This is a genomic window from Erysipelothrix sp. HDW6C (assembly GCF_011299615.1).
Taxonomy (GTDB): domain Bacteria; phylum Bacillota_I; class Bacilli_A; order Erysipelotrichales; family Erysipelotrichaceae; genus Erysipelothrix.
On sequence record NZ_CP049861.1, the window covers coordinates 2,034,515 to 2,057,664 of the forward strand.

At 38.1% G+C, this 23,150-nt stretch carries 27 protein-coding genes and 1 tRNA gene; 14 read left to right on the forward strand and 14 right to left on the reverse strand.

Annotation, left to right across the window (positions count from 1 at the left end; genetic code table 11):
- Positions 1-37: 37 nt before the first annotated feature.
- Entirely contained in the window at positions 38-1,423 is a 1,386-nt protein-coding gene (locus tag G7062_RS09675) for a 6-phospho-beta-glucosidase (protein ID WP_166065717.1), read from the reverse strand.
- 160 nt (positions 1,424-1,583) lie between these two features.
- Here G7062_RS09675 and G7062_RS09680 point away from each other — a divergent pair, with 160 nt between their 5' ends.
- Entirely contained in the window at positions 1,584-2,555 is a 972-nt protein-coding gene (locus G7062_RS09680; RefSeq protein ID WP_166065718.1) for a lactonase family protein, read from the forward strand.
- Between the two features lies 1 nt (position 2,556).
- Positions 2,557-3,438 carry an ROK family protein gene (locus tag G7062_RS09685; RefSeq protein WP_166065719.1) on the forward strand — a complete coding sequence of 294 codons (882 nt, stop codon included), beginning with the start codon at positions 2,557-2,559 and terminating at the stop codon, positions 3,436-3,438.
- A 57-nt stretch (positions 3,439-3,495) separates the two neighbouring features.
- Here G7062_RS09685 and G7062_RS09690 read toward each other — a convergent pair whose 3' ends face one another.
- Positions 3,496-4,020 carry a type 1 glutamine amidotransferase domain-containing protein gene (locus G7062_RS09690; protein ID WP_166065720.1) on the reverse strand — a complete coding sequence of 175 codons (525 nt, stop codon included), beginning with the start codon at positions 4,018-4,020 and terminating at the stop codon, positions 3,496-3,498.
- A gap of 101 nt (positions 4,021-4,121) precedes the next feature.
- Here G7062_RS09690 and G7062_RS09695 point away from each other — a divergent pair, with 101 nt between their 5' ends.
- From G7062_RS09695 to G7062_RS09715, 5 genes are all read left to right on the forward strand, one after another.
- Complete coding sequence (locus tag G7062_RS09695; protein ID WP_166065721.1) at positions 4,122-4,955, forward strand: deoxyribonuclease IV; 834 nt, start codon at positions 4,122-4,124, stop codon at positions 4,953-4,955.
- Positions 4,956-5,043: 88 nt separating this feature from the next.
- Positions 5,044-5,481, forward strand: a complete 438-nt coding sequence (locus G7062_RS09700) for a LytTR family DNA-binding domain-containing protein (protein ID WP_166065722.1) — start codon at positions 5,044-5,046, stop codon at positions 5,479-5,481.
- On the forward strand, positions 5,481-6,290 hold the full coding sequence (locus G7062_RS09705; protein WP_166065723.1) for a hypothetical protein: 810 nt from the start codon (positions 5,481-5,483) through the stop codon (positions 6,288-6,290). Before G7062_RS09700 ends, G7062_RS09705 begins: the two co-directional genes overlap by 1 nt.
- A 103-nt stretch (positions 6,291-6,393) precedes the next feature.
- Positions 6,394-6,477: transfer RNA gene (locus tag G7062_RS09710), tRNA-Leu, on the forward strand.
- A gap of 64 nt (positions 6,478-6,541) precedes the next feature.
- Positions 6,542-7,114, forward strand: coding sequence for a DUF6434 domain-containing protein (locus tag G7062_RS09715; protein ID WP_166065724.1), 573 nt, complete (start codon positions 6,542-6,544; stop codon positions 7,112-7,114).
- A 148-nt stretch (positions 7,115-7,262) separates the two neighbouring features.
- Here the strand turns inward: G7062_RS09715 and G7062_RS09720 are convergent, their stop codons facing one another.
- Positions 7,263-7,484, reverse strand: a complete 222-nt coding sequence (locus G7062_RS09720; RefSeq protein ID WP_166065725.1) for a hypothetical protein — start codon at positions 7,482-7,484, stop codon at positions 7,263-7,265.
- Positions 7,485-7,587: 103 nt separating this feature from the next.
- Positions 7,588-7,779, reverse strand: a complete 192-nt coding sequence (locus G7062_RS09725) for a hypothetical protein (protein ID WP_166065726.1) — start codon at positions 7,777-7,779, stop codon at positions 7,588-7,590.
- Positions 7,780-7,977: 198 nt separating this feature from the next.
- Here G7062_RS09725 and G7062_RS09730 point away from each other — a divergent pair, with 198 nt between their 5' ends.
- Together G7062_RS09730 and G7062_RS09735 are read left to right on the forward strand one after the other, a co-directional pair.
- The gene (locus G7062_RS09730; RefSeq protein ID WP_166065727.1) at positions 7,978-8,211 is read left to right on the forward strand and encodes a helix-turn-helix domain-containing protein; all 234 of its coding nucleotides are present in this window, start codon (positions 7,978-7,980) and stop codon (positions 8,209-8,211) included.
- A gap of 154 nt (positions 8,212-8,365) precedes the next feature.
- Positions 8,366-9,025: a hypothetical protein gene (locus G7062_RS09735; protein WP_166065729.1), complete on the forward strand. Its 660-nt coding sequence runs from the start codon at positions 8,366-8,368 to the stop codon at positions 9,023-9,025.
- A gap of 46 nt (positions 9,026-9,071) precedes the next feature.
- Here G7062_RS09735 and G7062_RS09740 read toward each other — a convergent pair whose 3' ends face one another.
- A complete protein-coding gene (locus tag G7062_RS09740) occupies positions 9,072-9,953 on the reverse strand; it encodes a LysR family transcriptional regulator (RefSeq protein ID WP_166065730.1) in 882 nt (293 codons plus the stop codon).
- Between the two features lie 94 nt (positions 9,954-10,047).
- On the opposite strand from G7062_RS09740, the gene G7062_RS09745 reads away from it, so the two are divergent.
- From G7062_RS09745 to G7062_RS09755, 3 genes are read left to right on the forward strand one after another with little or no spacing between them, the layout of a single operon-like run.
- Positions 10,048-10,596 (forward strand): chromate transporter, encoded by a 549-nt coding sequence (locus G7062_RS09745; protein WP_166065731.1) that lies wholly within the window; start codon positions 10,048-10,050, stop codon positions 10,594-10,596.
- Positions 10,587-11,141, forward strand: a complete 555-nt coding sequence (locus tag G7062_RS09750; RefSeq protein WP_166065732.1) for a chromate transporter — start codon at positions 10,587-10,589, stop codon at positions 11,139-11,141. The genes G7062_RS09745 and G7062_RS09750 overlap by 10 nt, the downstream gene beginning before the upstream one ends.
- A 55-nt stretch (positions 11,142-11,196) precedes the next feature.
- Complete coding sequence (locus G7062_RS09755) at positions 11,197-11,463, forward strand: DUF1294 domain-containing protein (RefSeq protein ID WP_166065733.1); 267 nt, start codon at positions 11,197-11,199, stop codon at positions 11,461-11,463.
- A 40-nt stretch (positions 11,464-11,503) separates the two neighbouring features.
- Here the strand turns inward: G7062_RS09755 and G7062_RS09760 are convergent, their stop codons facing one another.
- The 7 genes from G7062_RS09760 to G7062_RS09790 all read right to left on the reverse strand — a co-directional run bounded on the left by G7062_RS09760 (position 11,504) and on the right by G7062_RS09790 (position 16,906).
- Positions 11,504-12,346, reverse strand: coding sequence for a YgcG family protein (locus G7062_RS09760; RefSeq protein WP_166065734.1), 843 nt, complete (start codon positions 12,344-12,346; stop codon positions 11,504-11,506).
- Positions 12,346-12,915, reverse strand: coding sequence for a hypothetical protein (locus tag G7062_RS09765; protein WP_166065735.1), 570 nt, complete (start codon positions 12,913-12,915; stop codon positions 12,346-12,348). Before G7062_RS09765 ends, G7062_RS09760 begins: the two co-directional genes overlap by 1 nt.
- Positions 12,916-13,010: 95 nt before the next feature.
- Positions 13,011-13,265, reverse strand: coding sequence for a hypothetical protein (locus tag G7062_RS09770; RefSeq protein WP_166065737.1), 255 nt, complete (start codon positions 13,263-13,265; stop codon positions 13,011-13,013).
- Between the two features lie 127 nt (positions 13,266-13,392).
- The gene (locus G7062_RS09775) at positions 13,393-14,580 is read right to left on the reverse strand and encodes an SPFH domain-containing protein (protein ID WP_166065738.1); all 1,188 of its coding nucleotides are present in this window, start codon (positions 14,578-14,580) and stop codon (positions 13,393-13,395) included.
- Between the two features lie 121 nt (positions 14,581-14,701).
- Positions 14,702-14,902: a cold-shock protein gene (locus tag G7062_RS09780; RefSeq protein WP_166065739.1), complete on the reverse strand. Its 201-nt coding sequence runs from the start codon at positions 14,900-14,902 to the stop codon at positions 14,702-14,704.
- Between the two features lie 248 nt (positions 14,903-15,150).
- Positions 15,151-16,344, reverse strand: coding sequence for a coenzyme F420-0:L-glutamate ligase (locus tag G7062_RS09785; protein ID WP_166065740.1), 1,194 nt, complete (start codon positions 16,342-16,344; stop codon positions 15,151-15,153).
- 169 nt (positions 16,345-16,513) lie between these two features.
- A complete protein-coding gene (locus G7062_RS09790) occupies positions 16,514-16,906 on the reverse strand; it encodes an HIT family protein (RefSeq protein WP_305792292.1) in 393 nt (130 codons plus the stop codon).
- Between the two features lie 66 nt (positions 16,907-16,972).
- Between G7062_RS09790 and G7062_RS09795 the strand changes: the two genes are divergently transcribed.
- Together G7062_RS09795 and G7062_RS09800 are read left to right on the forward strand one after the other, a co-directional pair.
- Positions 16,973-17,500 (forward strand): CDP-alcohol phosphatidyltransferase family protein, encoded by a 528-nt coding sequence (locus G7062_RS09795; RefSeq protein ID WP_166065742.1) that lies wholly within the window; start codon positions 16,973-16,975, stop codon positions 17,498-17,500.
- Between the two features lie 876 nt (positions 17,501-18,376).
- On the forward strand, positions 18,377-19,276 hold the full coding sequence (locus G7062_RS09800; protein ID WP_166065743.1) for a TIM44-like domain-containing protein: 900 nt from the start codon (positions 18,377-18,379) through the stop codon (positions 19,274-19,276).
- An 80-nt stretch (positions 19,277-19,356) separates the two neighbouring features.
- Here the strand turns inward: G7062_RS09800 and G7062_RS09805 are convergent, their stop codons facing one another.
- Together G7062_RS09805 and G7062_RS09810 are read right to left on the reverse strand one after the other, a co-directional pair.
- On the reverse strand, positions 19,357-21,117 hold the full coding sequence (locus tag G7062_RS09805; protein WP_166065744.1) for an InlB B-repeat-containing protein: 1,761 nt from the start codon (positions 21,115-21,117) through the stop codon (positions 19,357-19,359).
- Positions 21,118-21,379: 262 nt separating this feature from the next.
- On the reverse strand, positions 21,380-22,816 hold the full coding sequence (locus G7062_RS09810; protein ID WP_166065745.1) for a M48 family metallopeptidase: 1,437 nt from the start codon (positions 22,814-22,816) through the stop codon (positions 21,380-21,382).
- Positions 22,817-23,150: the final 334 nt, after the last annotated feature.

The following is a 23,150-nucleotide window of genomic DNA, read 5'->3' on the forward strand; positions in this document are numbered from 1 at the left end:
AAATAAAACAGTAGGCATTACACCTACTGTATCATAATTATTGCGGAATATATGTAACGCCTCCAGCTTCAAGTTTTGCAATTACATCTGCAAATTGAGGAAGATGTTCTTTATGAGCAACAAGCATTTCATTCAACAAGTCTTTTGTATATGTTCCACTTTGTACAAGTGGGTTGATTGTGAACGCTTGGATTGCTGTATTGTAACTACCAGTAACAGCAGCATCAATAACGACTTCTTCCATTGCTTTCATCAATTGTAATTGTCCACGTGCAGCAGGTGGGAAAGTTCCCCAATTAAATGGTTCTGCACCGTGTGATGTAATGACAGATGTTACCTCAACGACACAGTCGTATGGTAAATCCGTAATGGTTCCGTTGTTTTGTGTACTTACAGTCATGACAGTACGGGAATCATTATGAATGGATGAAATGATTTCACATGCTGCATCGGAGTAGTGTGCACCCCCACGTTTTGTAAGTTGTTCTGGTTTGTAATCCAATGCTGGGTCTTTGTAAAGTTCAAAGAGTTCTTCTTCTGTTGCTTTAACTGTTTCAGCACGTGATTTGTGTTCTTTCCAGTTTTGTTGGTTTTCTTCAAGCATCTCACGTTCTACATAGTAGTAACGGTGGTAAGGACATGGTAACATGCCTAAATCCTTAAGTTGTTCGTAGGTGTAATCGATCGGCGCAATGTTTGCAACTTCGGAACGTTGTGCTTTTACATACTCACTGTTTGGATCATACAAGGTATCAATCAGTTTATCAGTAACTTCTGATCCATCTTTATCCCATACACGGTGCCAGTGGAAGTGGTTTAATCCTGCAAATTTTTCGAATAGAACATTGGCTTCTTTATCATATCCCATTGCTTCATGGTTTGATTTTGTTGCCCCTACCGGAATATTGCAAAGTCCAATGGTTCGTTTCCATCCACCCACTTTAATCGCAGCTTCGGTAACCATACCTGCTGGGTTTGTGAAGTCGATAAGCCATGCATTGGGAGCCAATTCTTCCATATCTTTAATAATATCTAAAATTACCGGAATTGTACGGAATGCTTTAAAGATTCCACCTGCTCCATTGGTCTCTTGTCCTAAAAGTCCATATTTCCCAGGAATTCTTTCATCTTTAACACGTGCATTCAACTGACCAACTCGGAATTGTGTTGTAACAAAATCCGCATCTTTTAATGCCTCGCGACGGTCTGTGGTGAGGAATACCTTCCAGTCAAGTCCAGCAGCTTTAACCATACGTTGAGCCATAGCACCAACAATTTCAAGTTTCTCACGACCTTCTTCAACGTCAACTAACCACAGTTCACTAATATCTAATTTATCTTTACGGTTGATGAACCCTTCCATCAATTCTGGGGTATAGCTTGAACCACCACCAATCGTAACAATTTTAACTTTTTTACTCATGATATTTCCTCCTTATTTGATAATATTGTACCTACAAATTAAATAAGTTACAATGAATTTAGCGAAACAGGGTGTTTTTTTCATGAAACGCTTACATTTATACTTTCGATGAAATAAATTACCGTGGGATTGTGCTATTATTAATTGAGGAGGAACTACCATGCAAAAAATATTACTGGGAACTTACACACGTCGTATCAGTGAGGGAATCTATTCCATAGATCTTGATCCGACAACAAAAACATTGAAAAATTTGGACCTTGTCACAAAGGTTCAAAATGCAACTTACTTGGATTTTGATGAGAGTACACAAACACTTTACAGCGTCTACCAAGATGATAAACTTGGCGGTATTGCTGTTTGGGACTACAAAGACGGGAAAGCGACACTCGATTACACACGTGTTGATGAAGGTGTCCAACCCTGCTATGTGAGCTATCACCCCGCCGAAGCTTCAATTTATGAAGCAAACTATCATGATGGTTCGGTAACAGTCACACGCAATCGCAAGAAAGATAAAGTTATTGAATACAAAACGGGATCACATGCTCATTTTATTGATTTTGATCCTAAAACTGATAACGTCTTTGTATGTGACTTGGGTACGGACACGGTTCACAAATACCAACTCATGAATGAAATCGCAACATACAAAACAACACCAGGAATGGGACCACGTCATATTGCATTCCATCCGACTGCACCTATTTTATATGTATTTGGTGAATTGAATAACACGATTGAAGTTGTTCGCGATGATGAGTTTGATCTTGTATTGTTACAAGCTATTTCAACACTTCCTGAAGGATTTGATGGCAAAAGTGGTGGTGCAGCGATTCGCATAAGCGATGATGGGCGCTATGTCTATGCATCCAATCGTGGTCATGATTCCATTGCAGTCTTCGCAGTCAACGATGACTTCACACTGACATTCTTGGAAACTGTTTCCACAGAAGGCGAACATCCCCGCGATTTTGCAATAAGTCCTGATCAAAAATTCATGGTAGTAGCCAATTTAATGACCGATAACTTAACACTGTTTGCACGTGATGAAGCAACCGGTTTATTATCATTATTAGAGAAAGGTATTTTCGCACCTGAAGTTGTGTGCGTAAAATTCATAGGAGAATAACATGTATCTCGGTATCGATATTGGGGGTTCAACAATTAAATATGCCCACGTAAATGCAGATTTGAAAGTTGTTAAAGAGTGGACTATTGATACATTTGAAGTTACTTCTGCTAAAGCATTCTACGATGCTTTGGTTGAGGAAATGGGTGATTTGTCTGGCATCAAAGAAATTGCCATCTCTGCACCCGGAGTCATTGCGGATGATTCAACGGTAACATCCATTGCTGCAGCTAAGGTTGCAATTATGTTTGAAACAAATGTGAATGAGGAAGTTAGCAAGCGTACGAATATGCGTGTTACAACCGTAAATGATGCAAAAGCTGCTGGCTATGCTGAATACAGTATGGGTGCAGCACGTGGAACAAAGAGTTCAATCGCATATATCATTGGTACTGGCATCGGTGGTAGCCTTATTTATAATGGCGAAATCATTAATGGCATCGATGGTTACGGAGGAGAACTTTCGCGGACACCCATTATGATGGCCGATGGTTCAATTAAAGTTGGTGCACAGTTGTGCTCTGCATCCGGTCTTATTTATCAATACAATGAACGTGCAAATGCTGATGTGAAATCAGCACGTGAGGTGTTTGACAAATTTCATGCAGACGATCCCGTTGCAATTGAAGTTATGAATGCTTGGGTCAACTATATTGTCATCGCTTTGGTGCAACTTGTTTCCGTATTCAATCCCGATGTTATCTGTATTGGTGGTGGTGTAACGCAAGACGATAGTTTGGTACCCCGTATTCAAGCGGTATTTGACCACTACTCAGCCCTTGTATTTGGACAACCAGCGTGTACAACCCGCTTGGTACGATGTGAGTTCTTAACAAACTCCAACTTACTTGGTGCCGTCTTAAAAGCACACGAAACTGAATAAAAGAAAAGAAAACGCGAATGCATGCTGTTTAAATTAACAAGCTGCATTCGCGTTTTTTTAACGTTCTTTGAGTGCGGAAATAACAAGTGGTAAATATTCATGCAAATCGGGTGGACGTCGTCCCGAAATAATGTTGCCATCTGCAATCGCGGCTTCATTCACCCACTCTGCACCTGCATACATGAGATCATGTTTTATTCCCGGTGTACTCGTCACTTTACGACCCTTTAAGATACCTGCCGATGAAAGTACCCAACCTGCATGACAGATTTGCCCAATTACACGGTCGTGTTCGTCCATGTAACGCACGAAATCCAATACCGCATCGATACGGCGCAGATAATCCGGAGCCCATCCACCAGGGACCATCAGTCCATCATATTGACTGATATCGACCTCATCAAAAGCATGAGTACTGGTGACTGTAAGTCCATACTTCCCTTTATAAGGAGCATCTTTCAACTCTGCTGCAATATCAACAATTGCACCTGCCTCTCGCAAGCGAATAATGGGATACCACAATTCTAAATCATCGTAATCGGCACTCACTATCGTTAAAACACGTTTTCCTTTTAGTTCCATTTCTTCACCTCACATCTTCTTTTAAATTATAGCATAGGATTCCAATATACCCTTCCCTAATGATTATGGTAGAATGAGAGTGATAACAATGGAGGTAATTTATGTTTTATATCGGATGTCACTTATCATTTTCGAAAGGCTACGAAGCATTGGGTAAAGAAGCCCTTGCTGTAGGAGCAAATACGTTCCAGTTCTTTACACGCAGCCCACGTGGTGGTAAGGCAAAACCCCTTAATCTTGATGATGTCGAGAAACTCAATGTCATTATAAAGGAAAACAATTTCAAACACATTCTCGCCCATGCGCCATATACATTGAATGCATGTAGCGACAAGGATTATACACGCACCTATGCGGAAGAAGTGATGCGTGATGATATCTATCGTATGAGTTTCATCAAGGGCAGTCTCTACAATTTCCACCCCGGAAGTCATGTTGGCCAAGGTGTTGAGCCCGCTGTAGAGATGATTGCAGGCATGTTGAACCGTGTTCTTGATCCCAATCAAGAAACAATCGTTCTACTCGAGACAATGGCAGGAAAAGGCTCTGAAGTCGGACGAACATTTGAAGAAATACAAGCAATCATCGAACGCGTTGAAGTCAAAGAAAAAATTGGCGTTTGCTGGGACACGTGTCATATTTATGATGCCGGTTACGATATTGTGAATGATCTCGACGGTGTTATTCAAGAATTTGATCGCATTGTTGGATTGGATAAACTCCATGCCATTCATATTAATGATAGTAAGAACCCTTTTAATTCTCATAAGGATCGTCATGAAAAAATTGGCCAGGGTTCAATCGGTCTCGAAACATTCGTAAATATCATCAACCACCCTAAACTTCGTCACTTACCATTCTACCTAGAAACACCCCAAGACGATGACGAAGGTTACGCCCAAGAGATTGCTTTATTACGCTCAAATCGCAAATAATGCAACTTAGCAAGTGATTCTTACAACTTGCACCCAATATCTTAACTTTTTTGGATACTTTGATATTATTGAGTCAGGAGGTGAGCCCGTGAAGATTCGTATCCTTGAGAATCCGGATTTAGAAGAAGATATCATCATCGAATATCGTGAGCTCACCCCAGAGATTGAGTCCATGATTCAGAAATTGCAGAGTCAAGAGATTTTAGTCGAAGAACGTGGCAATGAACATGCCATCGATCTTAATCGCATTCTCTTCTTCGAAACTGAGGTTGATAATGTATATGCACATACACAGCAAAAATCGTATCGTACGAAGTACCGCTTGTATGAGCTTGAAGCATTACTCCCCAACAATTTTATGCGTATCTCTAAATCAACGATTGTGAATACACAACACATCGCATCCATTGAGCGTAACCTAACCTCATCACGATGCATTCAATTCTTCGATACTCACAAAGTATCGTATGTTTCAAGAATGTATTTCTCACTCTTGAAAAAGAAACTCGATGAAAGGAGTTTATGATGAAAAAAAGAAATCTATTTTGGGGCCTATTCTTTACAGTAATAGCTGTCGCCCTATTTGGTCAAATGTTTAACTTCTTCACACTGGGAACAAGTGTCTTTAACTTATTCTTAACCGCACTGCTTGTTATTTTTGCCATCAGCAATCTACCAAGCTTGAATTTTTTCGGGATTGTCATGCCGCTAACATATGCATTGTACATAAACAGCAAGTTCTTTAACTTTGATCCTAGTTTTTGGCAAATGACATTTGCGGGATTGCTCTTGAGCATTGGATTGCAAATGATATTCAAACGCCCTCGAGTACGTGTCTTCAAATATAACGATTACAACGACTACGACTATAGTAACCGTAGTGAAGATAACTTTGGCTATTCAAAAAAAAATGACGACTTCGTAGAAGCCAGTTTTACTGAGACCAATTCTGACTCCAGTGGAGAAAAGGATTCCCGCGCAACCTACGAAGAAGATTCCAACAACGAAAAGGTTCGTATTAGTGCAAACTTTACCGACCGAACACGTTACGTACGATCCACTAATTTTACGGATGGGTCCATTGAAAATAACTTTGGCTCGCTTCGTGTATACTTTGATCAATCAACATTTAATAGAAACGGTTCTAAGCTTTATGTCGACTGTAACTTCGGTCAAATCGTCCTGTATCTTCCTTCCGATCTGAATGTCATTAACAATGTATCAACAACACTGGGTGGTATCGATGATGACTTCAACAGAGCTCACAAAGATGGCCCAACTTTAACCATTTATGGTGATGTCTCCTTTGGTAATCTTAAGATTATTTTCATCTAAAATAGAGCGATTTATTTCGCTCTATTTTTTTAAACTTTTGTTTCTAAAAACTATTGCCTTTTACGACAATGGTTGTTATAATCTATAAGCATTACATATGAATGCGGGCGTGGTGAAATTGGCAGACACACTAGACTTAGGATCTAGCGCCTATGGCATGGAGGTTCGAGTCCTCTCGCCCGCACCAAACTTTAATTTAACCATCATTTAATGATGGTTTTTATTTTAATAGATATACGAAGGAGTAGCTCATGAAAACTCGTCCACACCTTACAGACCAACTATCACCTAAAGAATTCCTTGACTTCTATTACCTTAAAGAGGAGCTTGTTGATTTTTGCCGCAGGAACGGATTGCAAACTAGTGGTGGCAAGCTAGAAATAACACACCGCATTGAAGTATTTTTACGAACCGGCGAGCACACTCAAAAGTCATGTAAGTCATCTCAAAATCTTGTAACAAACCTTAACTTGGACTCCCTAATCGAAGAAAATATAAAATGCTCCGAAATTCATCGAGCATTCTTTAAAGAACAATTGGGCACTACTTTTTCCTTTAATGTAGCATTTCAAACCTGGCTAAAAAGCAATGCAGGTAAAACATATCAAGATGCTTGTGCTGCTTACACAAGGATAAAAGCAGAGAAAAGAGTGACGAAAACAACAATTGATAAACAGTTCGAATATAACACCTACATTCGCGACTTCTTTGCTGATAATAATGATTATAGCTTAAATGATGCTATCCAATGTTGGAAATATAAAAAATCATTGCCTGGTCTCAATAAGTATGATGTCAATGATTTAGTGGTTCTGACTAAATGAACATTTAAGGATCGCAAAGATAAAAATTAATTTTGCTTCGAGATTTAATAACATTGAGATTATTTTGTTCTCAATACTGATTAGCCGCTTGTTAGATTATTACGTTACTATATTATGCATAGAACCTCCACTTAATTTAGCAGAGGTTCTATTTTGTTTTTACGATATGTTCTTTGGCATTCTCAATTGTATTCAGATAATCTGCGTTAAAGGGTTCAATAAGCAGTTTATCCAATTGTGCCTCAATGGACCATAAAACCATTTGTTCAGCTTTGTGTTCGAAACATGCCACATTTTCACTAACACGATAACATAAATTGTAGAGTACAAGCGTTTCCTCTTTTGTTAACGTAATTGTTATCTTTTCCATAATAGTATACTCCTTTAATCTATCACTCAGGCATTACTCATAATCAAACTATCGTTAACATGCCATGGCATATCAACGATAGTTCCGAATTACACTTGGGTGCTCACTTCCGCAAATTTTCAACCAAACCAATAAGGTATCCAACACCAAGCAATAGTAGAACTAATACTGCAGGAATCACTACAAATACCATCGTTGATAACTGATTACTCGAATTATACTCACCATAGCTACTGTACAAGAACAAGGTGATTATCGCAAAGACAAACGGGGAAACATGCATAATTTTTTTCATTGAAGCTACCCAACCCTTCTCATAAGTAAATTATACATAATTTACTACTCATTGTATATTACCCACTTGCAATCATAGTACGTTAGCAAATAGCCATGGTTAAAAATAATACGATGACTGACTATTAAGCTATCAGCTAATGAATTCGTAAATTTAATACGCTATATTTGTATTGTCAGTACCAAAGGAGCGTAGTTTATGACAAGGTTAGATCTGAAAAAACTTGGTGTGGTTTTGTATCAGTTGCGTATTGAATCATCGATGACACTACGTGGGGTTGCTGATCAAATGAGCATCACACACAAGTCAGTTCAGTTTTGGGAACAAGGCGTAAACGAAATAAAACTTTCAAAGTTCATTGAACTTTGCGCTCTCTATGACACAACACCGGATAGAGTTTTAGAAAGAGCGAATCTGATTGTATCTGATTAAGTACAGAGATTCCTTTATCTTATCTATCCGTGTCTTAACATAGATGTACATTACTATTGGAGGAGGACAATTTCAAAGCACAGGGCCAAGCCCCAAATTGTAATTAAATCAAACAAATCATTATATATGTACGATGTGTACAATGGAGGAAGAAATGATAGAACAAAATAACAAAGATTTAGAACAACTTACACAAGGTAATGAAAAGAAGCCTTTTTATAAGAAAGCATGGTTCATTGCTCTTGTTGCTTTCGTCGTAATCGGTGGTATCGGTAATGCCCTTGGAACGGGAAATGACAAGAAAGACGATAAAAAACCAGAAACAAACGAAACTGCGAACAATAACGATAAAGATAAAGAAGCTGAGAAAGAAAAAGAAGACGCGAAGGAAAAAGAGAAAGACAAACAAAAAGAACCTGGATTTGGTAGCGTTGTTGAATTTGATGGGTTGGAGATTAAATTTAACGAAGGCTACGAATTTACTGTTCTTGAAAACCAATTCTCTGAATTAAATGGTGCTGAAGTCATTAAAATCCCCGTAACAGTAAAGAATGTGTCCAAAGAGGTTAATGGTCTCAATAGCTTCAGTGTTGATGTATATGGTCCACAAGGCGTAACACTAAGTTCTGTTTATCACTACTTCTCAGATGCAGAAGATAACGATGTTTACTCAATTGCTGGCATCAAAGCATTGCGTCCTGATGTTGAAGTTAGTGCATTCATGCATGTACTTTATGATGGCGATGGTGACTACTTCATCTCATTTGATAACTTCTTGAAACGTGTAGAAGTCAAACTAAATATTAAAAAATAAAACTGAACCCCGCAAAGATTCTTACGTGTCACTTGCGGGGTTATTTTTACTTTTGCTCGGAAAATTTAAAACAATCAATCATTTCTCGATGCACTTCTGATATGGTCTTTCCTGCCATCATAACAGCATAGTTAACGGTCTTCATTGAGAGATTACCAACCTCAATGCGATTCAGTACTCCTGATTCAAGCAATGGTTTTACAAAGGGTTCAGGAAGGACGGTAACACCCAAGCCACTCTGTACAGACTGGGTCAATACCTCAGTGTTGATGCTTTCAATAAATGGTACGACTTCAATACCAATTTGATGTGTTGCCTCATCAAAACAGTCACGTAGCGTACTGCCCTTCTCTCGAAGTAGAAAAGGCGTATTAAGTAGAAACTCTCGCAACGGTAATGTCTGTAGTTCCTGTATCATCTTCGGCTTGCCAACAATATACAACTTATACTGTGAGAGAACTTCTTGATAGTATGATACATTGGATTCAAAACCTTCAGTAAAAGCGATGTCTATTTCACCGGAATTAAGTCTTTCTTGTATTTGTTTCACATTCTCACAGTATATTTTCAAAGGAGTATCTGCATACTTTTTGCGAAATGACGTGATTGCAGGATCAAGAGAGTTTGCTGCGATGGTTAAACTTACACCAATGCGTAAAGGCACAGATTCAACTCCTGTTGACTTAAAGTTCTCCAACGCAACATAATCCGCCATCAGTTGCATTGCTTTAATCCTAAACACCCTTCCTGACTCATTAAGACTGAGTTTGTTATTAATGCGATCAAACAGTTGAATTCCAATTGCCTCCTCTAGTTCGCGAATTGTTTTTGATATCGCCGGTTGCGATAGATATAACATTTGCGCTGTCTTTGTGATTGACAAGGATTCACTGACAGCGAGGAATATTTCAAGTTGTCTCATATTCATAAGTATCATAACCTTTCAGTTATAATAAGTTTACTATATATGTATTTTTAGTCAATGTATATTCTTGCTATACTCATGCATAGGAGGAATTCGAATGAATAAAAATATCAAACTATTTAAAGTCTATTTAATGGCTGGATCATTTACTTTCTCAGGAGGTATGGCAATGCTCCCACTTGTAGAACGCGAACTTTGCGATAAACACAATCTTATGGATAAGCAGACGCTGTACGAATATTCAGCTTTAGCGCAAACGTTTCCAGGTGTGATTGCATTGAATAATGCCTGTTTCGTTGGCAAGAAAATTAATGGAACATCAGGAATGATTGCAGCTGGATTGGGGGCAATATTTCCTGCCTATGTGCTCATGTCAATTGCGACCGTTCTGTATCAACTCCTACCGCAAGAAGGGATCATGCTGAGTGTTCTTGCCGGAATTCGCGCAACCTCTACAGCGTTTCTATTTACTGCCGCATTGGGTGTCGCCAAACACAGTCTAAAAACCACGCTGCAGATTGTTGTCGCAATCCTTTGCTTTGGTCTCACAGTCCTCAATCTTGTCAGCGCTCCATTACTTATTGCTGCTGCAGGCATTATAGGATTTGTGCTTATCTTAGTCAAAAAGGAGCCAACATGCTTATAGCAATGTTTCTTACCTTTCTTAAGATTGGATTTCTTGGGTTTGGTGGAGGTTATGCCATGCTGTCTCTAATTTATGAGGAATCACAAGTGTTTGGGATGACAGCAGCGCAGTTTGCCGACCTTAATGTACTCGATGGATTAATACCTGGTCCCATCGCAATCAACTCTGCAACGTATGTAGGACAGATGTATGGTGGGTACATCATGGCACTGGTCACAACATTGGCAGTTAGCATTCCATCGCTTGTCTTTGTTCCCATATTTATGAAGTACGAACAAACCATTCAAGAAAATAGATTTCTTAACAGTGTTCTTGAACACATTAAATCAGCATCAGTTGGACTTATCTTTGCCGTTGGCTTTATTCTTCTTCTCTCAAGTGCATTCGGAATTGAGTCAATGAATGCGTGGCGAAATATTGAAATTAACTGGAAATCACTTTTAATCATTTTTGGTGTTTTCACCATACACTATAAATACGATACAAACCCCATTCTCTTAATTGTACTTGCTGGGATCTTGGGTGGAATAATGCATGTCTTTTAATTTTACTTTTTGATACCAACATGATACTATTTCAAAAACACATTGCGGAGGGATCATGAAGTATTATCTTATATTTGTAATCTGTTTAAGTATACTCGCCACCTTACTCATGAGACTCGATAAACGCAACGCAACACAACATCGCATGCGAATCTCAGAAATCACCTTTGTATATCTTGCTTTCTTAGGGGGCTTTCCTGGAATTCTAATGGGTGGTACGCTCTTTCATCACAAAACAAAGAAGCGCACTTTCCAACTGAAAATCATCTTTGCTGCCCTGCTTCATGGTGCGCTTGCGTATTCCCTATTGAGTCTAAAATAAAGAGAGTCTCACCTTCTTACGAAGCGTGAGACTCTCTTTACTAAAATCCGCGTCCTTTACCACCATGTGTTCGTCCAGAACTTGAACGATGGGTTGTACTGCGTGGTGCACTAGATCGTGAACGGGTAGCACTACTCGAACGATACGTGGCTCTTGGAAGTGGAGAATATGCAGATGAAGTATTCGTATCAATCAATTCAGTCTCTGCTTCCCCAGGCATGTACTCCGCGTTATAATGGGATGCAAGATTAAATCCTGGGATTGTGGGATTGTATTTCTTAGTGAGTGAGCGCCGTCTAAAGAAGGCAATAATTCCGCCTGTCGCGGCTCCTCCAAGAGTGGTTGTAATAGGGTCAACTTCCTCTTTTACTTTTTCAGGAAACGTATTTGATCCATCATCAAATCCGAGTTCTACAAATGTTCCAATATCAGTGAGCGCAATTTGAAAGGCATCTGTATACTTGGCTTTTGAAACTTTCGGTGTCATATGATCAAGAATTCTGTCCAACCGTTCATCAGAAAGATAATTAATCATACGTCCTGTTGTAGAAATATAGACCATACGGTTATCCATGTCTACAAGAATTAATGCACCTGAGTAATCACTTCCAATACCATAACCATTGTAGTCATAATAATCATCCGCATAGGCTTCTGATGTTTTCCCTTGAGCATCATTGGTTGTAACAATTACAAGATCCATATTATGGTGCTTGATAAATGCCTCAACTTCAGCCTGAAGTGTTGCGACATCTGATTCTGTGATAATTCTTGCATCATCGATGACACGAACCCCATCATCAGCTTGAGTTTCGGCACGTACAGTATGTGTTGTGAATACAAAAAAAAGACACATAAATAAGAGTGTAAATAGTTTCTTCATTATATCACCGCCACAAGAAAGCCAAGAATTGCCATCGCAGCAATCGTAAGCCATGTTTGTTTTCGTGCTCGTTTTGAATCTAACGGTACACGGCCAAATATTTTACCGGTTTGTCCATTCATCGCAAAGTAATATGGATTATTCTCAAAATCATAGGTGAAGAGCCAAACAGGTAACAATGTATATTCCCACATCGTATCTTCATCACTGATTGCAACATGTTGATTGCTCACTGAATCGAATTGTCTCAATGCATTGACCATGTTAGTTGTTAGCGAATTTCGAACTGATGTACGCGTGGTAGCCTCAAACGCTTCTTTTTCAAACTGACGTTTCTCAGCTAACGTACCTGATAAGTAATCCATTGTAAACGGCTCAGCCGTCTTCAAATCAAACGGGTAGACACCAGTGATAATATCCATTGATTTTTTATCAATTGCTTTAAACACGAGATCATTAAAGTCTAACTTACCGGTACGCTTCACACGATAGGTCTCTGTTGTTGTGTTTACATAATCACCCAGACGAACTGATTTTCTAATGATACCGGTTGTATCAACTTTACCCATTAAATCGCCGGATGCAATCCAAAAAGGTAAGTACACACCTTTCAGTTGTCCCGGAGCCTGACTAACAAAACTCTTCTTTGCATATTTGTATGTTTTTAGCCACGCTGCAAGTTTTGTCTGTGCGGTCGCTTCATCAATACTAAAAGGAATGATTTTATCGGGGCAAAGTCCCCAGTGACTCTTCCTGTTAGCACAACAGGATTGTGACAATATACACAGGTTGTTGATGTCATCGTGGCATCGCAAATTACTTCAGCACCGCAGTTATCGCAATTGTATTGCTCAACTGCCTGTGCGTAAGCTTCTTTAACAGCACTTGATGTCGAAGATTTCGTATTTTTCGGTTCCACAGATTCATGGGATAGTTCCTCGACAGTAAAAGTGGAATTGCAAAAATCGCAGTCAAACGTGTTGGTGGCAGGATTAAAGATTAACCCTGCCGAACAGTTTGGGCACTTATTTGTATAGGTTGCCATATTATGCGAGGCTAGTTCCGCAATTTGAGCAGAACTTCGCACTTGGATCTATCGCCTTTTCACCGCACTCAGAACAGAACTTAACTGTTGGTCGTGCTTCTCCACACTCGGAACAGAACTTCGCATTATCCGTGTTTCCGTGTCCATTTGAACATGTCCACTTTGGAGTTTCTGCTTGTTGAGTTTGTGCTTGGGTTTCTTCTTTTACTTGTTGCATTTGTTGGTTGTTATTTTCTGAGAATGTTGCAGCCATACCACCAGTTGTGTTTGCGCCCATTCCCATTCCCATAAATCCAGTCACAGCACCTGCATCATTAGCACCTGCTGACTCCATACCACGCGCAACAGAACCTTGTACGTATCCTTCGCGGATTGTTGGATCGGAAAGCATTGCTCCTTTATTTCTCATGTTGATGAGTTCTTGTGATGTCTCATCGTAGGAAACACTCGCAATACCGACATTCAATACTTCGAATCCGCGGGTATTATTCCACTCATCGTCCAAAGTTTGTGCCATATATTTGCTTAATTCACGACTCTTTGAGGTTACATGAGAAATGCGCTCGCCATCAACAGAAAGTTGATTGATTGAGCTTTGTAATGCATCTAAGAACTCGCTGACAAAGTCTTGAGAAATCGTATTAAAATCTAATGACTGTGCATTACGTGGGACAACCTCTTGGTAAAACTTGATTGGATTGGTAATTTTAATGGAATATGTTCCATGTAATCGTAAAAACAACTCTGAGTTATAGAAATTATCAAAGTAGTTTATGGCATTGCGTGTTCCAAACTTTACGCCACGAATTTCCGCAAGATTGATGAAATATACTTGTTGCTTTGCAGAAGGAACACCCGCAAATTGAATACGTGATAATGTTTCTTTAAGAGACGCTCCAAATTCTCCATTGAAGAATGAAGGCGCGGATTCGTTATCAACCGTGTAATAGCCTGGTTCGGCTGTATAGTCAATAATCTTTCCACCATCTGTTAAAATCATGAATTGGTTATCGTAAACATGAATAATTGACTTATTGGTAATTACTGAGTATTCCTTTTTGCTGCCGTTGATATTGACACCTTGTGTAAACACCGTTGTGCCACCCATATCATCGGCTTCAAATATCTCTTTCCACTGGTCTTTCAAGTTACCAGAGATTGCCTTAAACGTTGCCTTAATAATTCCCATGATACTTCCTCCATATTGTTGTATTTCTATTATACCTTAAACACATTCACATAATCAAAGCTTACTCTATCCCAATGAGTAATAAAAAAGACCATCCATTGGATGGTCTTAAAATGGTCAATTAAGCAACGCGAACGTTGACTGCTTGATCACCACGTTGTCCTTGTTCGATGTCGAACTCAACAACGTCACCCTCGTTAAGGGATTTGTAGCCGTCACCAGCGATTCCTGAGAAGTGTACGAATACATCTCTTCCTGAATCTGTTGTGATAAAGCCGTAGCCTTTTTCAGCGTTAAAGAATTTTACTTTTCCTGATTCCATAATCTATTTACCTCCATTCCAGATCATTAGGAATGAAATAACTATTTAAATATAAATTATTACTTCACTTAACTATCTTTTACATCATAACATATTTTTTCTGCAAATTCTAACGGATTCTCTTTTTTTATTGCCTTGACGTTTAATTGTTATGAAATCGCTTAGATTTTTCCTAAACTTGTGAGATTTTGTCAATTTTTAATAACTATTTCACACGTGAAAAAGAAGGACAATGTCCTTCTTAATTATTACTCATTTGCAAAGTTATCAAAGTAACCTTGGACAAACACAATTGGAGTTCCCTTATCACCAGAACCACTTGTGAGGTCACACAGTGATCCAATAAGGTCGACAAGACGACGCGGCGTTGTTCCTTGTGCCGCCATATTACCGACTAGATTATCGCCTTTTTTCTTTATTTCCTCGGAAATTGCATGGCGAAGCTGTTCACCACTCAAATCTTTGAAATCATTATCTGCAAGATATTTGAGTTTCAGCTCGTTTGGTGTTCCATCAAGTCCTGCTGTATACGCAGGCGCAACTGTTGGATCCGCAAGTTCCCAAATTTTTCCCATTGGGTCTTTGAATGCACCATCACCATAAACCATGACTTCAATATGTTTTCCGGTTTGTTTTAATACTCGAGCTTGGATGTCTTCAACCAAGTCAAAGCAATCGCGTGGAAAGAGTTTGACAGAGTCTTCTGTTGATTTATTGGAACCGAGTAAACCATATTTTTCATTATAGCCACTGCCATCAATGCTTTCAGTGACAATGTCATCAAGTCCAAATACTTTTTCTGCACCACTTGCCTTTAGAATTCGCTTTGTACGTGCATTGGAATGAATATCACATGCAAGGACGCTCTTTGTATAGTCAAGAATCGTACGGGGATTATTTGAAAAGATTATTTCTACTTCTGTTCCGACTTCAGTAATGATTTCACCAAAGTAGTCAACATAGTCAATCCCTGTAAACGGATGAATTGTTGCACCAAAATGGTGGCGGTAGGATTCAAGTGTCAATACATCACTGTAAGGATTTATCCCTGCAGCATCAATTTGATCGATACTTACAAGTTCATTCCCGACTTCATCGGATGGATAGCTCAACATTAAAACAATTTTCTTTGCACCTTTTGCAATCCCTCTCAAGCATACAGAGAATCGATTACGGGATAAAATTGGGAAAATTACCCCAACAGTGTCATCACCGAATTTTGATGCAACATCTTTTGCAATTGCTTCCACTGGAACATAGTTCCCCTGCGCACGTGCAACAATAGATTCTGTAATTGCAATAATATCGTGGTCCCCTACTTGGAACCCTTCACTTTCACCAGCAGATATTACACTGTCTGTAACAATCGCAGCGAGGTCATCACCCTCACGAATTATCGGGCAACGAATTCCCCTTGAAACTGTTCCAACTTTTCTTTCCATAAGTAAACAACCTTTCTATATGCAATGGACCCCACTGATTACCATAGACCATTTTACCATTTCTTAGTTTATAAGCAACCACATGAAGAACATTGTTTTCTACGTTTCTTATTCTAGCATCTTGGGCCATGTCGCGCATAGATTTTTTTCATAAATACACATAAAATTCTTAATTCTCGATGATTAATGCTTTCAAACGATCTGTATCAAGCTCAAACTTAACAATCTCTTGATTATCAAAAAACTTATCACCGGGATAACGTGGTATGAGGTGTTCATGGAAATGTGTCCCCGCCATCATTGTTCTTCCATTATTTCGTTCTAGGGTAACTCCTAAAACATCAAAATTTGCTTCAATAATCGTCACTAAAGACTGTTCAAGTTTCCCAAGTTCCAACAACATCGTTTCATCCAGATTAACCACATTCATAATGTGTGCCTTTGATATAATCAGAAGATGCCCTTCTTGGACAGGATTGATATCAAATAGAACATAGAAGTTCTGTGTTTCCATCAATTTGTTTTCGCTAGGGATATTACAAAAAATACATGAATTCATCAGTTTTACCCTCGTTTCTTTTCTTTACTTAGTATACCATAGAGTTATCAAATACCAGTGAGGTGTCTTATGATCCGCAAAATTCCGAATATTTTGTCCTTGTTTCGAATTGTTCTCGTTTTTATCGTATGCTTTCTACCGATAAACTCAACGTACTTTTTACCCTTGTATCTCTTCATGGGTTCAACAGATATTCTGGATGGATTTATAGCACGTAAGTTCAATGCTCACAGCGAACTCGGCGCCGCGTTGGACAGCATTGCTGATTTCTTCATGTATTTACTCATCGCCACGATTCTCATCCCAACCCTAACACTCCCCCAACAATATATATTTCTTTCAATCATTCTATTTACGCGTCTCATTGCAATCACAATTGGCTACGTTCGTTTTAAAACTCTTGTATTCATTCATACTCTTGCCAACAAGGCTTCTGGACTCTTAGTTTTCTTTTTGCCTATCTTGACACAAGCACATTTCTATTTGCTCGCGTTGACTATTTGTTGTATTGTTGCACTCATTGCAGCGCTCGAAGAATTGGTCATCATTGCGACTACGAGCAAACTCAATCGTGATCAAAAATCACTCCTAATGTAATGAAACCGCAAGGGTTCATATCATGCTTAAAAGAGTTCCTTGCCAATGTAAAGATTTATAACGGATACAAACTGATCCCACTGCGGAGGATACGCATTCGATCCGAATAGTTCCCTCACACTACCATCTTCACAGTAAATTTTTATCTGCAATTATGTTCCATCTAAAATGAAAGGATCCATGTATTCCTCGTCCCAATTCTTGAGATTTATATGTTTTAGTTCAGTCTGAAATGCTTACACCTGCAACGTTGATAATGTGCTTTCTTGTTCTTCAAAATGACCGAAAGTGGGTTCATCAAAAACATAGTGTCTACCAGCTTTACTTTATACAAAACGAATACTCATTTCATTCGTATTTACAGATAATTTTACATAATTGGAGGGTCCTAAAAATCCACCTTCAAAATCTGCAATTTTAAACGTTCATTCTTTGTTCTCCTATGACTCTTATCTTAAGATACCTTGCAACAACTCACGTCATCGCCTTCTAGAATTAGTTTTATTCTTAGTATCATTATAGCGCGTTTGTCTTCTGTCAAGGAATCTAAGAAACATAACACAGATTTCCTTTTATCGCGGCGAGAATTACTATCTCTAATTCACTCTGTTCAATCGCAAATAGCGAAGGTAGCAGAGTGATTATAGTCTTGTACACTTGAGCTCAATCGATTACTCGTGTTATCAACTTTGATTGAATTAAAAAAGAATGGTGGAGAACATTTGGATTCGAATTACGTATGAGTATGGCTGCAGTTACATGGCATAAAGATTATTGGAGTGTAAATCAAGACACCATTGAGGATACGTACATCTGGTAAAGCCATCCTCGGTTGAGTATGGTATAATTGACTTACTATTGAAATAAGGAGTTGCTATGAGAAAATCAAGTTGGCTAAGAATCACGTTCGTTTTATTTGCATTATTCATAATTTCCCCAAGTTCCATAAAAGCCGATGTCGGCAACTCAGGCGGATTTGGTGGCGGAGATAGCGGTGGTTCTAGCGGCAGTTCAGGCGGAAGCTCAAGCAGCAGTTGGTCTGGAGGAAGTTCCAGCTATTATTCAGGTGGAAGCAGTAGTGGCAGTGGACCCTCGGGACTGCTCTTGGTCGGCCTTATTTCTTATGGAGTTATCATATTTCTTAAAAGTGATCGCGAAAACAAAAACGATTACAGCCCATCTCGATTTAATTACGAGCACATTGATGAAGTATCAACTGTGGACTTAATCCAAAAAAACGACCCTTTATTCTCCGCTTCAAAATTTAAGTCTTTTGTCGGAACAACATTTGTCGGTGTTCAAGATGCATGGTCAAACCTTGATACTCAAGCAATGCGCCCGTTAACAACCGATTCATTATTTAAAATGTATGAGACTCAAATTAATGACTACATACGATCAGGAAAGCGCAACGTATTATCACAACAAGAAGTCCGTAATATCACACTATCAAATTATCGCATTGATGGTGATCAAGAAGTAATCACCGTTCGCGTAAACGCATCATTGACCGATTATGTAATCAATAATAAAACAAAATCGTTACTCAGCGGTAAGAAATATTTTGTATTCCAGCGTGCTTACAGTGTTGAATTTGTAAGGGATCGTGGCACAACATCTGACAACACAAATAAGATTGATTCAAATTGTCCAAATTGTGGTGCACCAATAACCGCAACGACACAACTTGAATGCGAGTATTGCAATTCATTGTTAGGAAATTCAAACAATGGCTGGCGTATGAATAAGTACGGGGCATGGGTATGGAAGTTATAAACAACGAAGAATTGAGTTAAAAAAGCGTTAGTACAGATTCTAAAGTCTGTACTCACGCTTTTCTTTATATTCACTTGTCTCTATCGTTTCCGTGGTTTGAGGTAGTTAATCTCAAGCAGTATTGCACCAACGATTGCAACCGTCATTCCAACATGATTATGTGGGACTGCAGTCGGCGGCAGCGAATCCGCACTCAATGTTTTCGTATTCTCGGGTTTAGGAACAATTGAGTCGGGGTTATCTACTGGTTTAGCAGGATTTGTTGGATTCACCGCCCCTGTATCAGTTTTGATTAATGACCATCGGGCATAAACAAATGCATGATCACTTACACCCTGATTAAAATCGTAAAGAGCATCTGCAGTTGGACTCAAATACCATCCTTGGAATGTGTATCCTTGACGTGTGGGAATCGATGGTAGAATAAACGTTCCCCCTTCTTCTACAGTTTGTTGAGCAACCGAAGTTCCACCTTGACTGTCAAAGGACAAGGTGTACTGTTGGAGCGGTTTCTTCTGAAGCATAAAGTTCAGATTTGAAATATGATGCAATGGCTGCTGACCGTCTTTCCAGTCAATCGTAGGTTGAACCACATCGCGTAAAAGTCTTAAATCGCCAATCTCAATGCGACTTCCCAATTCATATTTTAACTCAGCATTCTCTTTGAAACTAAATATAGAATCATAGCCGTCCTTCAAGACGACAACCCGCAAATTGTTGATTTTATTGAACGGATAATCAAATCGATAATTACCAAGATTATCTGTTTGCGTTTCAGCGACCAGAGTATCAGCACCATTTATTGTTTCGTATAATTGAACCCCTACTCCTGCATAAGGTGTGGCATTCTCCCAATCATTTGAACCGGTAGCATGTGTCCGCACAATTCCGCTGAGCGTTGGTGAGCTTACGCGAACATTAGTGTTAATATTCACAGTATTCCGAATCAAAGATGTTCGATATTTCCATCCTGAAATTGGAGCATCACCCTGCGCTTCCGAGGGTGATAAAGCATCACGATTCATAGTCAGACTAAAGCTACTGATTATTGATAAGGAGTCTTTACCTAATACTGCTCCACCATCATTCAATAAGTCTTGTGAGAATTTTATTCGAATGTAAAGGTGTGTTACTGCATCATTAACTGATACTTGATCAATTGGATCATAGCTAACACCATTGTCAGTGGAATAGAAATACTCAGGAATAATGCCATTTTCTGCGAGATCAAGATAATCCGGATCCATACCTTCGATCATCTCATAATAGAGATCATCTTTTGCTAGATAGACATAGGTGTTCGGATTTGGATTAATCGTAAACTTATTTCCCGGTGGAAGCGTTAAAATTGCAGTTGCAACCTTATTTTGCATTTTAATATACTTTCCATACTCTGCATAACTTAAATTTAGGCGCTCATCTGCATGCTCTGTATACACAATATTTCCACCAAACTCAGCTGTACTATTTTGAAATGGTGTATGACCAGTCAATGTATCAGCATACAAACTCCGAAATTGCGGTGGTCCATTGTATGTATTCTGGCGATACTCAATTCGCAATACTTGATCTAAGTCACCGGTGTATGTATAAGCGACTGGACTTCGATTTTGGTAATAAGGACTTACAATCGGCGCAACTATAATTTGATCCCCAACATTACCTGTACGATACTCTGGGTCAGTAATTAAAACACCCAAATCATCGACATGTTCAATTCTAAGATTGTGTGTACTATCAGCCATGACCTTAACATTGAATCCTGTCATGAGTAACATTACCACTGTCATTATTATCGGAAAAGCGGATACTCTAAAAACATACACTTTGTGCGCTCTCATAGGGGTCCCCTCCTCATATATAGTTACTGTATAACATAAAAACTTCAGTTTTGTCCAGTTATATTATTACCAATAAACGACTGCGTGTTCGTTAAGGGCACGGTTTGGGTTCAAAAAAAAGTTCCTATTTGAACTTTCTTTCTCAATTATATTAAAATTCCGAAAATCAGTTCATTTACATAGTGAAATTTAGCACAAACAGATCCATGTGAGAGTGAAAATATATACAATTTGAAGAAGCAAGCAAACTATAATACAATCCTTATATTCCATTTACCCCCTTATTATCAAGCTTCCATAACAGTATTTGAACCAAATGTCGAACATATATGCTCTTTTTCCATTTTAAATTTGCGCGAGCATATGTGTTCCTAGATACAGCATTAGGATGGTAATCTGGATACTGATTTCTCTTAAATCTTCTATAGATGTATTTTTCGCGATTTAGCACTTCAGTTGTCTTCTGGTCCATCGTAAATTGGTTTAATGTCTTAAAAAATAGCCCAATTGTCTCAGGTTTGCAAATTATATTTAAACTATAATTGTCTGCTCTTAATTCAGCCATTTGCGCCCAGTAATTGGGTGATGAAATTGTTGGACCGATAGAAAATAATATCAACCAAAGAAATAAAACTATGTATATGAGTGCTGTTACCATTGGTGTATTTTGTAATTTGCTTAGACCAATTATCGTCATCATCGATGTCACAATTAAAATCAATAGTATTGTAGCTGAAAGTCTACTTTTAACTGGTATCCATTTAGCATCTCTATACTTCAAATGAGCAATTTCATGACATATAAGCATATTTAGAATGTCATCCATTACTATTTCACCTTCATATTCACGAATCAAACTTAAATGATTCCAGAGACCTGTGCTGATCGAAATTGTCGAATCTTCAACATTAGCATATGCATTTATTGAATTTAATTTGTAAGTTTTAAACGTTACTTTAGATATTCCAGCATTTTTACAGTATTCCCTAATTCTTTCTTCAAAAGAGCAATAGTTTAAATCATTGAATTTGATTTCAGCTTCATTACAAACACTTTTAGAAGATTTACGAATATCAATTATTGGTTTTATTAGATTATAGAGTAAATATACAACTACAAACATAATGGAAAAAATTGGAAAATATTCGCTTTCTATTAACTTGGAAGAAATTGCATCCAACCAGTTTTGAAGCAAAAATATAACAATGTATATAAATGGGAGACATACTACTAATACAGCTATTTTAAAAATATCGCTATTTTCTATTCTTTTTCTTGGTTTAATATTTATATTATTTATTATTATGTCTTCATTTTCATTGAGATAATCAATAATAATATATGATCTTGCAATTACGATTGAAATCCCTTTTGCATACTCTTTCATCATACTATAGGTTATTTTAGCATTCACAACAGACAAAGCAATGAATAAAATTATCTTGCCCAGAATACTTTCATTTCCTACTTTGCTAAGAAAAAATGTTGTAATCACTGGTATAATTAATAATTCTAGAATCACTAAAGCTACATAGCCAATTATTTTTTGAAAATATACAAGTTCTACTCGAATATCTTCTAATTCATCATTTGCACTATAACCGAAGATTATCGAACTAAACACAGTCTTAAAATTATGTTTTGTGTGATGAAATATTCCTTTCACTAGTTTTGACAAAACTGGATTATACTCAAGCACATGACTTACTTCTTTTTTAATTACGTACCTATACCAATAGCTTATTACAAGATAGCAAATTATTGAAAATAATATATAGCTCAATAACACTGTTAGCCCAACCTTCCTAGCGAAATAATGAAGCGCTCCTATTAATTTCCTTTTACTTAACCTCAAGAATGATTGAAGTTAACTTCATAAAGATTTAATGCTATATCCATTTTTCCAACAGTCTAATGTAGACTTTATAAGTTTATTAATCAAAAAATCACACTCATTTTTCTACAGATGTTTACATTTCGTTTGTGAGCTATCAGACTTCGCAAAATATTATGATTTATCGTGCCTCTTCTAA

Coding starts and splice junctions, on each gene's coding strand:
- G7062_RS09675 (WP_166065717.1), bottom strand. CDS start 1,423: ATGAGTAAAAAAGTTAAAATTGTTACGATTGGTGGTGGTTCAAGCTAT.
- G7062_RS09680 (WP_166065718.1), top strand. CDS start 1,584: ATGCAAAAAATATTACTGGGAACTTACACACGTCGTATCAGTGAGGGA.
- G7062_RS09685 (WP_166065719.1), top strand. CDS start 2,557: ATGTATCTCGGTATCGATATTGGGGGTTCAACAATTAAATATGCCCAC.
- G7062_RS09690 (WP_166065720.1), bottom strand. CDS start 4,020: ATGGAACTAAAAGGAAAACGTGTTTTAACGATAGTGAGTGCCGATTAC.
- G7062_RS09695 (WP_166065721.1), top strand. CDS start 4,122: ATGTTTTATATCGGATGTCACTTATCATTTTCGAAAGGCTACGAAGCA.
- G7062_RS09705 (WP_166065723.1), top strand. CDS start 5,481: ATGAAAAAAAGAAATCTATTTTGGGGCCTATTCTTTACAGTAATAGCT.
- G7062_RS09715 (WP_166065724.1), top strand. CDS start 6,542: ATGAAAACTCGTCCACACCTTACAGACCAACTATCACCTAAAGAATTC.
- G7062_RS09720 (WP_166065725.1), bottom strand. CDS start 7,484: ATGGAAAAGATAACAATTACGTTAACAAAAGAGGAAACGCTTGTACTC.
- G7062_RS09725 (WP_166065726.1), bottom strand. CDS start 7,779: ATGAAAAAAATTATGCATGTTTCCCCGTTTGTCTTTGCGATAATCACC.
- G7062_RS09730 (WP_166065727.1), top strand. CDS start 7,978: ATGACAAGGTTAGATCTGAAAAAACTTGGTGTGGTTTTGTATCAGTTG.
- G7062_RS09735 (WP_166065729.1), top strand. CDS start 8,366: ATGATAGAACAAAATAACAAAGATTTAGAACAACTTACACAAGGTAAT.
- G7062_RS09740 (WP_166065730.1), bottom strand. CDS start 9,953: ATGAATATGAGACAACTTGAAATATTCCTCGCTGTCAGTGAATCCTTG.
- G7062_RS09745 (WP_166065731.1), top strand. CDS start 10,048: ATGAATAAAAATATCAAACTATTTAAAGTCTATTTAATGGCTGGATCA.
- G7062_RS09750 (WP_166065732.1), top strand. CDS start 10,587: ATGCTTATAGCAATGTTTCTTACCTTTCTTAAGATTGGATTTCTTGGG.
- G7062_RS09755 (WP_166065733.1), top strand. CDS start 11,197: ATGAAGTATTATCTTATATTTGTAATCTGTTTAAGTATACTCGCCACC.
- G7062_RS09760 (WP_166065734.1), bottom strand. CDS start 12,346: ATGAAGAAACTATTTACACTCTTATTTATGTGTCTTTTTTTTGTATTC.
- G7062_RS09765 (WP_166065735.1), bottom strand. CDS start 12,915: ATGGGTAAAGTTGATACAACCGGTATCATTAGAAAATCAGTTCGTCTG.
- G7062_RS09775 (WP_166065738.1), bottom strand. CDS start 14,580: ATGGGAATTATTAAGGCAACGTTTAAGGCAATCTCTGGTAACTTGAAA.
- G7062_RS09780 (WP_166065739.1), bottom strand. CDS start 14,902: ATGGAATCAGGAAAAGTAAAATTCTTTAACGCTGAAAAAGGCTACGGC.
- G7062_RS09785 (WP_166065740.1), bottom strand. CDS start 16,344: ATGGAAAGAAAAGTTGGAACAGTTTCAAGGGGAATTCGTTGCCCGATA.
- G7062_RS09795 (WP_166065742.1), top strand. CDS start 16,973: ATGATCCGCAAAATTCCGAATATTTTGTCCTTGTTTCGAATTGTTCTC.
- G7062_RS09800 (WP_166065743.1), top strand. CDS start 18,377: ATGAGAAAATCAAGTTGGCTAAGAATCACGTTCGTTTTATTTGCATTA.
- G7062_RS09805 (WP_166065744.1), bottom strand. CDS start 21,117: ATGAGAGCGCACAAAGTGTATGTTTTTAGAGTATCCGCTTTTCCGATA.